This is a genomic window from uncultured Dechloromonas sp. (genome assembly GCF_945957265.1).
Classification (GTDB): Bacteria; Pseudomonadota; Gammaproteobacteria; order Burkholderiales; family Rhodocyclaceae; genus Azonexus.
This window is the reverse complement of the sequence record NZ_CAMFKO010000001.1, coordinates 149,078-161,207: the sequence shown is the minus strand read 5'-3', so window position 1 is coordinate 161,207 and position 12,130 is coordinate 149,078. Positions and strand designations below refer to the sequence as shown.

10 protein-coding genes are annotated in these 12,130 nt (G+C 68.5%); 3 read left to right on the top strand and 7 right to left on the bottom strand.

Going from position 1 to position 12,130, the window contains the following annotated elements; translation table 11 throughout:
• Window positions 1-112 precede the first annotated feature (112 nt).
• Both Q0P59_RS00750 and Q0P59_RS00745 read left to right on the top strand, forming a co-directional pair.
• Complete coding sequence (locus Q0P59_RS00750; RefSeq protein ID WP_295002430.1) at window positions 113-1,603, top strand: glycosyltransferase family 39 protein; 1,491 nt, start codon at window positions 113-115, stop codon at window positions 1,601-1,603.
• Window positions 1,584-2,378, top strand: a complete 795-nt coding sequence (locus Q0P59_RS00745; protein ID WP_295002428.1) for a phosphatase PAP2 family protein — start codon at window positions 1,584-1,586, stop codon at window positions 2,376-2,378. The genes Q0P59_RS00750 and Q0P59_RS00745 overlap by 20 nt, the downstream gene beginning before the upstream one ends.
• A 216-nt stretch (window positions 2,379-2,594) precedes the next feature.
• Here the strand turns inward: Q0P59_RS00745 and Q0P59_RS00740 are convergent, their stop codons facing one another.
• The 3 genes from Q0P59_RS00740 to Q0P59_RS00730 all read right to left on the bottom strand — a co-directional run bounded on the left by Q0P59_RS00740 (window position 2,595) and on the right by Q0P59_RS00730 (window position 6,073).
• A complete protein-coding gene (locus Q0P59_RS00740) occupies window positions 2,595-3,935 on the bottom strand; it encodes an isochorismate synthase (RefSeq protein WP_295002426.1) in 1,341 nt (446 codons plus the stop codon).
• The gene (locus Q0P59_RS00735) at window positions 3,932-5,185 is read right to left on the bottom strand and encodes an AMP-binding protein (protein ID WP_295002424.1); all 1,254 of its coding nucleotides are present in this window, start codon (window positions 5,183-5,185) and stop codon (window positions 3,932-3,934) included. Before Q0P59_RS00735 ends, Q0P59_RS00740 begins: the two co-directional genes overlap by 4 nt.
• A gap of 111 nt (window positions 5,186-5,296) precedes the next feature.
• Window positions 5,297-6,073 carry a ferredoxin--NADP reductase gene (locus tag Q0P59_RS00730; RefSeq protein ID WP_295002422.1) on the bottom strand — a complete coding sequence of 259 codons (777 nt, stop codon included), beginning with the start codon at window positions 6,071-6,073 and terminating at the stop codon, window positions 5,297-5,299.
• 100 nt (window positions 6,074-6,173) lie between these two features.
• On the opposite strand from Q0P59_RS00730, the gene Q0P59_RS00725 reads away from it, so the two are divergent.
• On the top strand, window positions 6,174-7,097 hold the full coding sequence (locus Q0P59_RS00725) for a LysR family transcriptional regulator (protein WP_295002421.1): 924 nt from the start codon (window positions 6,174-6,176) through the stop codon (window positions 7,095-7,097).
• A gap of 64 nt (window positions 7,098-7,161) precedes the next feature.
• Here Q0P59_RS00725 and Q0P59_RS00720 read toward each other — a convergent pair whose 3' ends face one another.
• The 4 genes from Q0P59_RS00720 to Q0P59_RS00705 all read right to left on the bottom strand — a co-directional run bounded on the left by Q0P59_RS00720 (window position 7,162) and on the right by Q0P59_RS00705 (window position 12,101).
• Window positions 7,162-8,775 carry a methyl-accepting chemotaxis protein gene (locus Q0P59_RS00720; RefSeq protein WP_295002420.1) on the bottom strand — a complete coding sequence of 538 codons (1,614 nt, stop codon included), beginning with the start codon at window positions 8,773-8,775 and terminating at the stop codon, window positions 7,162-7,164.
• Window positions 8,776-9,061: 286 nt separating this feature from the next.
• Window positions 9,062-10,030, bottom strand: a complete 969-nt coding sequence (locus tag Q0P59_RS00715) for a hypothetical protein (RefSeq protein WP_295002419.1) — start codon at window positions 10,028-10,030, stop codon at window positions 9,062-9,064.
• A 68-nt stretch (window positions 10,031-10,098) separates the two neighbouring features.
• On the bottom strand, window positions 10,099-11,448 hold the full coding sequence (locus Q0P59_RS00710; RefSeq protein ID WP_295002418.1) for an ATP-binding protein: 1,350 nt from the start codon (window positions 11,446-11,448) through the stop codon (window positions 10,099-10,101).
• Complete coding sequence (locus Q0P59_RS00705) at window positions 11,445-12,101, bottom strand: response regulator transcription factor (RefSeq protein ID WP_295002417.1); 657 nt, start codon at window positions 12,099-12,101, stop codon at window positions 11,445-11,447. Before Q0P59_RS00705 ends, Q0P59_RS00710 begins: the two co-directional genes overlap by 4 nt.
• Window positions 12,102-12,130: the final 29 nt, after the last annotated feature.

Sequence of the window (12,130 nt, the reverse complement as noted above, 5' to 3'; positions counted from 1 at the left end):
GGGGCGGGATGGGAATGCCGAGCAGCATCCGCCACGCAGTTGTCAATTCGATGACAGGCGCTTTCATCTGGCCTTAAAGCCCGGGAAACATTGCTTGCCCACAGTGCGGGGCATGAGTGCGCTTTCTCTTTCTCCCGCCGCCACCGTTTCCGCCCGCGGCCCCCGGTCGCTGATCCTGCTGGCGGTCGCAGTGCTTGCCTGGCGCTTCTCGGCGATCTCGCTGTCGGGTGCGACGCTGTATGTCGACGAGGCGCAATACTGGGTCTGGGCGCAGCGGCTGGAGTGGGGCTATTTCTCGAAGCCGCCGGGCATCGCGCTGCTTATCCGGCTGTCCACGGCGTTGTTCGGCGACGGCCTGCTCGGGGTCAAGGCCCTGGCCATGCTGTGCTACCCGCTCGCCGCGCTGCTTGCCTGGCTGCTCGCCCGGCGCTTGTACGGCGAGGCGGTGGCCTGGTGGTCCGCGCTCATCGTGCTGACCTTGCCGCTTTACGCCTGGCTCGGCCTGTTCGCCTCGACCGATGCGCTGCTGACGGTCTTCTGGCTGGCCGGCCTGTGCTGCTACCTGCGTGTTGTCGATGGCGACCGCTGGGGCGACTGGCTGGCCCTGGGCGCCGTGTGCGGCCTCGGCCTGCTGTCGAAATACACCATGGCGGTCTTCGTCGGGGCGGTTTTCCTGCATCTCGCCTGCTGCCACCGCGCGCGCCTGGTGTCATTCCGGCCGTGGGCGGCGCTGGCGCTGGCCCTGGCGATGCTGCTGCCGAATATCGCCTGGAACCTCGCCCACGACTTTCCGACCCTGCGCCATACCGCCGACATCACCGTGCATCGTCAGGCGGCCGGCCATGTCGGCGACCGTCTGCGCGCCCTGGCCGAGTTCGCGGCGGCACAGTGGCTGTCCTTCGGGCCGCTGTTCGGCAGCATCGCCGTGCTCGGCCTGTTCCGCCTGCGCCGCCTGTGGGCCGATCCGCCGGCACGTCTGCTGCTCTGCCTGGCGCTGCCTTTGTGGGCGGTCGTCGCCGTGCAGGCGGCCAGCGGTGGGGCCAACGGCAACTGGGCGGCGCCGGCCTTCGCCCCGGCCGCCATCGCCATCGCGGCGTGGCTGGTTGCCCGGCAGCGGCAAGGGCTGCTGGTCGCCGGCGTGGCGCTCAACGTCGCGCTGGCCGCCCTGGCCTGTCATGCGCCGGCCCTGCTGGCGGCGACCGGGGCGGCGCCAGCGGCACGCTACAACCCCTACCTGCGCGCCGTCGGCTGGGACGACCTGGCCGGGCAGCTCCGCCCCTTCGTCCTCGCCCATCCCGACGCAGTGCTGCTCGCCGACAACCGCAGCCTGCTGGCGCACATGGCCTACGAACTACGCGACCTGCGGCCACGGGTCGTCAGCTGGAATCCCGACGGCGTGGCCGGCGACCACTTCAAGCTGAGCACCGATCTCGGCAGGCATCTCGGCGGCGATGCGCTGTTCATCGCCGAGCAGCCGCCGGCGGCGGCCTTGACCGGCCGCTTTGCCGACACCCGCAAGCTGGCCTCGCTGCAGGTCAGGCTCGATGCCGGCACAACGCGACAACTGGAGGTGTATCTTGCCCATGAGTTCCAGGGTTACTGAACTGCGCCGGGCGTCGATCGCCTTTGCCTTGCTGGCCTGCGCCTTCGCGATCAGGCCGGATATCGACCTGGCCGTTGCCGCGCAGTTTCATCAAAACGGCTGGGCCTGGTTGCTGGCGCCGGACAGCCCGCTGGTGGCCTGGCCGTACCAGGCGCTGCCGCATTTCGGGCGGCTGCTGGTCGCGGTATTCCTCGCCTTGTGGCTGGCCAGCTTTGTTCGGCGCTTTGCCTGGCTCCGGGCGCAACGCCTGCTCTTCATCTTTCTGCTGGCCGGGGCGGTGCTCGGCCCGGTGCTGGTCGTCGATGCCGGGCTGAAAAACCACGTCGGCCGGGCACGGCCGGCGCAGACCGAGGCTTTCGGCGGCAGCCTGGCCTTCACTCCGGCCTTCGCGATCAGCGACCAGTGTCGGCGCAACTGCTCCTTCGTCAGCGGCCATGTGGCGACCACCGCCTTCATCATGGTCTTCGGCTGGCTCGGCTCGCCGCGCCTGCGTCGCCGCTGGCTGCTGGCCAGCCTGGCGGCCGCCGCCTACATGAGCCTGATCCGCATGTCGGTGGGCGGGCATTTCCTGTCCGACTGCCTGTTCGCCTGGTTCGCCACCTACTTCAGCCTGTGGCTGGTCGAATTCGCCTTCGCCCGGGCGGCCTGGCTGGACTGGGTGCGCGGCAGCTTCGTCGCCACGGCAGGTTTCGCTGCCGCCCGCGTCGCCAGGCCAGGCGGATGGCGAGGCCGAGCGAGTCCGGGCGGGTTCATGGTGTCGGGGCGTAACGGGTAGTCGGCAAGTTATGCACAATATCCGTGGATAAACGTGTTGATTAGTTGTGGATAACTGCCGGCAAGCGGCGCGCGGCCATTGGGGCGCTTGCTCTGCCTGCGCAATAGGCAGAAAAAAGAACCCCCACGCGGATGGGGGCGAAGCAGAGAGAGTTCTGCCGGCCATGGTAGAGGCGGCATCTTTCCGCAATGTGACAGCGCGACGCTGGATCGCCGTTCAGGCGCTGCGGCTGCCTTGGGCGCACGCCGGCGGGGCACTCTCGAGGGCGGCGAGCAGGGTGCCCAGCTTGGCTTCGGTTTCGGCCAGTTCCTGTTCGGGATTGGAGCCGGCGACGATGCCGGCGCCGGCCTGCAGCGTGGCTTGCCGGCCCTCGATCAGCGCCGAACGCAAGGCGACCGAGAACTCGCCGTCGCCCTCGGGCGTCAGCAGGCCGATGCCGCCGCTGTACCAGCCGTGGCGCCGTTCATCGTGGGCGGCCAGCCAGCGGCGGGCGGCCTCGCCGGGGAAGCCGCCGACGGCGGGGGTCGGGTGCAGGGCGCGCACCAGGTCGAACAAGGTGCTGCCCGCTCGGGCGCTGGCCGAAATGCGGCTGCGCCAGTGGCGCAGGCGTCCCGCCGGGTATTCGTCGGGCCGCCCGATCAGCGGCGGCGCGTCGCACCACGGCGTCAGCGCATCGACCACGGCACGGACGACCAGCGATTGCTCATGGCGGTTCTTGTCGTCGGCGAGGGCCGGCGAGCCGGGCCAGGCGGTGCCGGCTAGGGCGTCGACGTGGATCTGCCGGCCGAGCTTGCGGACCAGGCGCTCCGGCGTGGCGCCGAGGAAGGTGTGCTGCCCGTTGCCGTGGGCGTAAACGGTGCTCCCGGGCTGCTGGCCGTTGAGCGCGGCCAGGATGTCGGAGGGCGAGAAGGGGGCGCTGCCTTCGACCTGCCGGCAGCGGGTGAGCACGACCTTGTCCATCCGGCCGCCGGCGATATCGCGCAGGGCGGCGACGACGCGGGCCATCCAGGCTTGTTCGGCCAGCGGGTCGGGGCGCGCCGGGCGGGGGGCGGCCGTCCGCAGGCCGGGCGCGCCGGCCAGCCAGGACGGCCACATCGCCAGCGCCTGGCCGACGTTTCCCGCCGGCGCGCTGAGGGTGACCGAGCAGCGCCCGGCGATGCATTCGAGCAGGATGGCCGGAATGGCGACCACGGCGTTGGGGAGCGGCGCGGCGTTGTCGTCGGCGAAGGCGAAGCCGGCGAAGGCCAGGGCCGGGCCGGTGCGCCGCCAGTTCCGGCAGAATCCGGCGAAAGCGCTGTCCAGCGCGGCAAAGCGGTTGCTTCCGGCGCTCGCGACGTGCAGGGCATGGCCGATGCCGAGGCGGAATTCGCCGTGCGCCGGGCGGGCGCGATACCACCAGGGCTGGCCGGCGGGCAGCAGGTGCAGCCAGTCGGTGGCCACGGCGGGGAGTTCGAGGCGCAGGCTGAGCGGCGCCGAGGCCGGGGCGCCGGCCGCCAGTTCGCCCATCCGGCGGGCGGTTTCGGGCGCGGCGAGGTGGCGGAGCAGGGCGTGGATCACGCCGCCGCTCCGTCGGCCAGCTGGCGCAGCGCGGCCCGTTCCAGCTTGCCGGCGGCGTTGCGCGGCAGGCGTTCGAGGCGGCGCACCCGGCGGGGTACGGCAGCGGACGGAAGGTGCCGCCGGGCGTGGGCGATCAGGGCAGCGTCGTCGATGCTGCCGACGAACAGCGCGACGACGAGGTCGCCCCAGACCGGGTCCGGCAGGCCGGTGACGGCGATGTCGTCGACGCCCGGGCAGGCGGCGAGACAGGATTCGATTTCCTGCGGATGGACGTTGCGGCCGGCGCTGACCAGCATGTCATCGGCCCGGCCGAGCACGGTCAGGCGCCCGGCGTCGTCGATCCGGCCGAGGTCGCCGGTGGTCAGCCAGCCGTCGGGGTCGCATCCGCCGCCGTCGAGGTAGCCGGTCATCACTTGCGGCCCGCGTATGCGGATGCGGCCGTCGTCGCCGATGCGGAGGTCGTGGCCGGGCATGGCGCGGCCGACCATGCCTTCGTGCCAGTCGCCGTCGCCGGGCCGGAAGGTGGCGACCTGGGCCGCCGTCTCGCTCATGCCGTAGCTGACGTGGAGCGGCCAGCCGGCGGCCGATGCGCGGTCGTGGAGCGCGCCGGAGAGCGCCGCGCCGCCGATCAGCACGGCGCGCAGCGAGGCCGGCGGGGCGATGCCGAGGTCGAGCAGGCGGGCGAGCATGGCCGGCACCAGGGAGAGATGCGTCACCGGCCGGTCGTCCAGGTCGCGCCCGACGGCCTCGGCGACGAAGCCGGCGTGCAGCAGAACGCCGGCGCCGGCGCGCGCGCAGCGCCACAGGATGCTCTGGCCGCCGACGTGATAGAGCGGCAGGCAGTTTAGCCACAGGTCGCCGGCGCGCAGGCCCAGGCAGGCGTTGGCGGCCGCCGCAGCGGCATCGAGCTGGGCGGCGCCGAGCAGCACGGCGCGCGGCGTGCCTTCGCTGCCGCTGGTCGAGATGATCAGGGCGGTGTCGGGCGGGCAGGCGGCGAGCGAGGGCGCCGGGCGCTCCGGCGGCAGGGGGAAGAAGGCGCGCCGTTCGGCGCTGCAGCGGTAGGCGTCGAGCGCCAGTTCCAGGCTGCTGCCGCTGCGGGCGAGGGGGGCGCTGTCGGTTGGCGCGCACCCGATGGCGAGGGCGGCGAGGTCGGCGAACGACCATTCCCGGTCGCCCGCGATCAGCGCGGGGCGGTCCGGATATTCCGCAGCGGCGCGGACGATGTGGTCGCGGAGCGAAGCAGGCTTCATAAGCCGGCGATTATACGCAGCCGGCAAGCGCCGGCCGGTGAGCCAGATCAAAATTCCGCGTTGCCGGAGCGGCATGGCGCGGCCCGGGGCGCTGGCCCCGGAAGGCGCCGCTTATTGCTCGACGAAGGCGCGCTCGATCACGTAGTCGCCGGCTTCGCCGATATGCCCGGAAATCTTGAAGCCGTAGCCGTCGAGCATGGCCGAGATTTCCTTGAGCATGGCCGGGCTGCCGCAGATCATGGCGCGGTCGGTGGCCGGGTCGAGCGGCGGCTGGCCGATGTCCTCGAACAGCTTGCCGGAGTTGATCAGGTCGGTCTGGCGGCCTTCGTTGCGGAAGGCTTCGCGGGTCACCGTCGGGTAGTAGATCAGCTTGTCGCGGATGTCTTCGCCGAGGTATTCGTGGTCCTTGAGGTCTTCCTCGATGTAGTCGTGGTAGGCCAGTTCGTTGGTCCATCGCACGCCGTGGATGAGGATGACCTTTTCGAAGCGCTCGTAGGTCTCCGGATCGTGGATCAGGCTCATGAAGGGGGCGAGGCCGGTGCCGGTGGCGAACAGGAAGAGGCGCTTGCCCGGCTTGAGGTCGCGCAGGACCAGCGTGCCGGTCGGCTTGCGGCTGACGAGCAGCGAGTCGCCCGCCTTGAGGTGCTGCAGGCGCGAGGTCAGCGGGCCGTCCTGGACCTTGATGCTGAAGAACTCGAGATGTTCCTCGTAGTTGGCGCTGGCCACGCTGTAGGCGCGCATCAGCGGCCGTCCCTCGACCTCCAGGCCGATCATCACGAATTGCCCGTTGGTGAAACGCAGGGCCTGGTCGCGCGTGGTGCGGAAGCTGAACAGGTTGTCGTTCCAGTGATGGACGGAGAGGACGGTTTCGGTGTTGAAGGCGCTCATGGTTCGGCAATCGCTGCGAGGTGGATGACCGGCGCAGTGTAGCCTTGTTATTGATTCATATAAGCGGATAATTTGTGTATTGCTTATTTGAAAAATCGATATGAAATTCACCCTGCGCCAGATCGAAATCTTCTCGGCCATCGCCCGCGAACAAAACGTGTCGCGCGCCGCCGAGCGCCTGTTCATGTCGCAGTCGGCGGCCAGCAATGCGCTGGTCGAGCTGGAGCGGCAATTCGATTGCCCGCTCTTCGATCGCATCGGCAAGTCGCTGCACCTCAACGCCTCCGGCCGCGCCTTGCTGCCGATGGCCGAGCAGTTGCTCGACCAGGCCCGGGAAATCGAATCCTGCCTGGGGGGCGGCATCCTGGCGCCGCTGACGGTGGGGGCGACGCTGACCATCGGCAACTATCTCGGCACGCTGGTCATCGCCGACTACATGCAGCAGCACCCGGAGGCGCCGGTCAGCCTGCAGGTGGCGAATACGCAGACCATCGTCGAGCGGCTGCTGCGCTTCGATTGCGACATCGGCCTGATCGAGGGCGAGGTCAGCCATCCCGATTTGCTCGTCGAGCCCTGGCTGGAAGACGAGCTGGTGGTCTTCTGCGGGCCGGCGCATCCGCTGGCGGCGGCGGGCGTGGCCGACGCCGCTACCTTGGCCGGGCAGGCCTGGATACTGCGCGAACAGGGTTCGGGTACGCGTCGCCAGTTCGACCGCGGCGTGGCGCCGCTGCTCGGGCGCTATAACCTGCGCCTGGAACTGGAGCATACCGAGGCGATCAAGCGGGCGGTCGAGTCCAACCTCGGCATCGGCTGCCTGTCGCGGCTGGCGCTGCGCGAGGCGTTTCGCCGCGGCAGCCTGGTCGAAATCCGCACCCCCGAGCTGGACCTGCGCCGTCATTTCTACCGGGTACGACATGCCCACCGCCATGAAAGCCGCGCCGTGCAGACCTTTTGCGCGGTATGCGACCGCATGTGCAGCGGGGTGGGGCGCACCGCCGACCTGGTCCTGCCTTTCATCCCGTAGGGGCGCATGAAAAAGGCCGGAGATCGCTCTCCGGCCTCGTCGCCGCGCCCGATGCAGGGGGCGGTTACAGCCTGAAGCGGGCGACGGCGGACTTCAGTTCGCCGGAGACGCCGACCAGGGTATTCGCGGTGCTGGCGACGGAAGCGACCGCCGCCGTGTTTTCCTCGGACATCTGGGCGATGCCTTCGACATTGCGCGACAGTTCGGTCGATGCGCTGCGCTGCTCGCGCATGGCTTCGGAAATGCCGGCAATCGCGTCGCGCACCGTTTCGGTCGCCTCGCGGATGCCGTGCATGGAACCGCTGGCCTGCTGGGCCGAGGTGACCACGCCGGCCACCAGCTGGCAGTTGGATTGCATGCTGTCGACCGTCGTCGCCACGCTGTTCTGGATGGTGCTGATGACGCTGCTGATTTCCTGCACCGACAGGGTCGTCCGTTCGGCCAGCTTGCGCACCTCGTCGGCGACGACGGCGAAGCCGCGCCCCTGTTCGCCGGCGCGGGCGGCCTCGATGGCGGCGTTGAGGGCGAGCAGGTTGGTCTGGTCGGCCACGTCGCGGATGACGGTGGTGATGTTGCCGATCTGATGCACGTGTTCGGACAGCAACTGGATCTGCCGGGCGGTCTGGTCGATGCTGTCGGCCACCTGGTGGATCTGGGCTGCAGCCGTGTCGACGCCCTTGCCGCTCTCGATGGCCAGGCTGCCGGCTTCGTCGGCACGCTGGCTGGCATCGACGGCGCTTTCGCCGACATGGTCGATGCTGACGGTCAGCTGTTCCAGCGCCGCGGCGGAGGCGGCGGTCGAGCTCGACTGGTTTTGCGTGCTGCTGGAAACCTGCTGCGCGGTGGTGGACAGTTCGCTCGCCGAGTGGGCCAGGCGATCGCTGCTGGCGGCGATCTGGCCGACCACGCCGGCCAGGTCCTGGCGCATCTTTTCCATGGCCTGGATCAGTTGCCCGGCCTCGTCGTTGCCGATCTGGCTCGGCGTATTGCGGGTGGACAGATCGCCGGAAGCGATGCCGGCCGCCATGCGGTTGGCTTCGTTCAGGCGGGCCATCAGGCCGCTGCGGATCTGCAGGCCGAGAATGCCGACGGCGACGATGGCGACCAGCGAGGCGATGGCGGCCGTCCAGGTGGCCGAGGTCATGGTGGCTGCCGCATCGGCGGTTGATTTGTCGCTGAGCTTCTTGTTGTACTGCATGTGCTCGTCGAGCGATTTTTGCAGGCCCCGGGCCTGCGCGGTGACGCCTTCCAGGCTCTTCAGGGCTTCGTCGCTCCGCCCTTGGCGGGCAAGTTCGATGATCGGGGCGAGTGTCTGGCCATAGTCGGCAAAACCTTTCTTGACCTCGTCGAGCAGGCGCCGGTCCTCGGCGTCCGAAATCAAGGGTTCGTAGGCTTTCAGGTCATTCTGGATGCCGGTGCGGGCTTCTTCGAGCGACTTTATCGCTTCGTCGCGTTTTTGGGGGTCGCTGGCAGTGACCGTGCGATAGGCGCGGAGACGCAGCAGCAGGAAGGTTTTCCGCGCATCGCCAAGGATGAGCAGGCTGGGCACGACGTTGATGTTGCCTTCGTTGGCGGCGTCGTAGACCTTCTTCATTTGCAGGTAGCCGAATCCGGCAACCAGGGTCAGCGCGACGACGGCTGTCGCCATCAGCAGAAACAGGCGCTTGGAAATACTCATGATGAACCCCTCGGATCTATGGTGGCGCGTGCAAGGCAACGCTGCACCCGGTTTATTATTGAGCACTTATTATAGAACTGCACAAACCCTAAATGTGCAAAAAATGTTTATGCATTAAGGGGCGCGGCGAGGCATCCGGGGCCCTCGGCCGGTTCGGTCGGGGGGCGGGGAAACCCTTGTCGGGTGGGGAAAGGCGCGTTGCGGCCAGGCCGGGCGGTGCCGGCGAGCAAGGGGCGTGCGCCATCGAATCTGGCACTTTGGCCGGATTTGTCGATAGTGTCGGCGTTCAGACCGGAAGCGGGCAGTTGACGACCGGCGCGCGGCCGGTTGCCAGGTAGTCGCGGCAGCGTTCGATGTATTCGCGCGTGCTTTTCGGCATCGCCGTGCGGGCGCGCGAGATGTAGAAAATCAGGTCGCGGCCCTGGCGGATCAGTTGCAGGCCGTCGGACAGGTTGTAGGTCTGCGGCGAGTCGTCGTCGGCGGAGCGATGGTGCCAGTCGATGTCGGTCAGGCGCTCGCCGGCGGTGACCATGCGCGCCCAGACGTCGAAGATCTCGCTGTCGGTACGCAGGGTTTCGGTCTTGATCTTGGCAGCCGTCGCCAGGTCGAGCACCGGGGCGGCGATGTCGGCAAAGGCCGGAATGCCGCTGAAGGAATCGATCATCACCCGGGAAATCTTGTCGATGTCGCGCAGGACCTGGCCGATCTTGATGTAGCGGCTTTCGTAGAAATCCTCGAGCGGGATGGAGAAGGCGCGGAAGGGTTCGCCCCACAGTTCGTCAATGCCTTCCTCGCCGCTGCGGTGCAGCACGCAACGCCCCAGTTCCATGGCGTCGAGCAGGCATTTTCCGCATTCGCGCATCAGCGGGTTGTCGCTGAGGATTTCGATGCCGCAGGCCTGCAGTTCGACCAGCTTGCGGAAGATGTCGGCTGCACGGTTGAACAGCGCGCCGGCCAGCATGGCGCCCTTGACGCGCTTGCGGGCCGCGTCGGTTTCGGTCTCGTAGCTTTCGCGCGCTTCGTTGAGGCGGGTGCCGGGAATGTTCAGACCGTGTTCGGTATGGTTGAACAGGCGCCGGGTCAGGGCGTCGATCAGCTTTTTCTTGGCTTCCAGGGTATCGGCGGGAACCGGGTAGGTCTTGATCCAGTAGCCGTCGTACATCACGCGTTCGCGACCGTCGATGATCCGCCGCGTACCCTCCGGGCAATCACTCGAAGTGGTCGGGGGGGGCGTCAGCGATTGTGCAGTATTCATGGGGTGAGTGCCTGTGCGTTTTTGCGGACCGGTTTATTTGCAACCGGCCTCTATTTGCCATGCCGTTATCATGATGCAGCGCAGCGTGTGGCAAATTGTACTCCGATATTTAGGCCTTTGGTCATAGGTGAACTGTCCAGCCACAATCGTGCGCCGTGCAGTTCCGCGATGCGCGCCACGATCGCCAGACCGAGGCCGCTTCCCGGCTGTCCGGCCTGCTCCAGGCGGTGAAAGCGGCGGAGCACGGCGTTTCGTTCCGGTGCCGGAATGCCGGGGCCGCTGTCGCACACCGAAAGGCTGAGCCGCTCGTCGTCGCGGCTGATGCGCACCGCCACCCGGCCGCCTGGCGGGGTGTAGCGCACGGCGTTGTCGACCAGGTTGCGGATCAGCACGCGCAACCATTCGGCTTGCCCGGTGAGGATGGCGTCGTCGACCGAGGCGAAATCGAAATCGATGTTGCGGGCGAGGATCTGCGGCCCGAGGTCGGCGCATACCGATTCGGCCAGCGCCGCCAGATCGACGGCCTGCGGGTCGGGCAGGCCGGATTCGGGGTCGAGGCGGGCGAGCAGCAGCATCTGGTCGACCAGGTGGGCGGCACGGCTCAGGCCGCTTTGCAATTGCTGCAGGGAGCGGTCGTGCTCCTCGCCGTCCCGGGCGCGCTGGGCGACCTGCAACTGGGCCTGGAGGGCGGCGAGCGGGGTGCGCAGTTCGTGGGCGGCGTCGGCCGTGAAGCGGCGCTCCGCTTCGAGGTTCTGCTCGACGCGCTGGAACAGGCCGTTCAGCGCCTCGATCAGCGGGCGGATTTCCTCGGGAGCCGCCTTCGGATTGATGGCCTGCAGTTGCTGGGGGTCGCGGCTGGCGATCTGGCGGGCGACGCCGTGCAGGGAGGACAAGCCGTGACGGGTGGCCAGCCAGACCCAGATGCCGATCAGCGGCAGCCCGAAAAGGGCGGGAAAGAGGAGCCGCCAGGCGATATGGCCGATCAGTTCGTCGCGTATCCGGTGGTCCTCGCTGACCTGGACCTGCAGGCTGCGGCCATCGTTCCACTGGCTGTAGTGACGCCAGTGGCCATCGTCGTCCCGCATTTCGGAGAAACCGCCGGCCTGGGTCAGCGGGGTTTCGGGGGCGTTGTTGGAGCGGATCGCCAGCTTGCCGTCGGCGCGCCAGATCTGGAAGCGCAGCCGGCGCTGGTATTTGTGGCCGGCCGCGCCGAGATCCTCGACACCCTTGCCGGCATCGTGGCTGGCCAGTGCGAGCAGCGTCTGGGCCGCCTGGGAGAGCTGCGCGTCGAACAGTTCGTCGACTTCATGGTGGGCATCGATATAGCTGAAGGCCATGGTCGCCAGCCAGGCGGCCGAGACGCCGCCCAGGAGCAGGCCGAGCAGGCGGCGACGCAGGGAAAACCAGGCGGTGGTCATTTCGGGATGGTATAGCCGACGCCGCGCAGGGTGCGGATCAGGTCGCTGCCCAGTTTCCTGCGCAGGTGGTGAATGTGCACTTCAAGGGCATTGCTGTCGGGTTCGTCGCCCCAGCCGTAGAGCGACTGTTCGAGCTGCGTGCGGGTCAGCACGCGGCCGGCGTTTTCAAGCAGCAACTGCAGCAGCGAGAATTCCCGACCGGAGAGTTCCACCGGGCGCCCGTCGAGCGTGACCTGATGCGCGGCGGGGTCGATGGCCAGGTCGCCATGGATCAGCAGGGGCGCGGCGCGGCCTGCCGAGCGGCGCGTCAGGGCGCGGATGCGGGCCGTCAGCTCGTCGAGGTCGATCGGCTTGACCAGGTAGTCGTCGGCCCCGGCGTCGAGGCCGGAAACCTTGTCGCCGGTGGCGTCCCGTGCGGTCAGGATGAGGATGGGCATGGTCAGGCCCCGGCCGCGGGCGCGCTTCAGGACTTCCATGCCGGACAGGCGGGGCAGGCCGAGATCGAGGACGACGAAATCGAAAGGCTCGCCCAGCAAGGCCAGGTCGGCGGCGTCGCCGTCGCGCAGCCAGTCCACCGCAAAGCCGGCCTGGCGCAGGCCGATGCTCAGGCCGTCGCCCAGTTCGGGATCGTCTTCGACTAGCAGGATACGCATGGCGGGATTCTACGCCATGCCAATGGCAC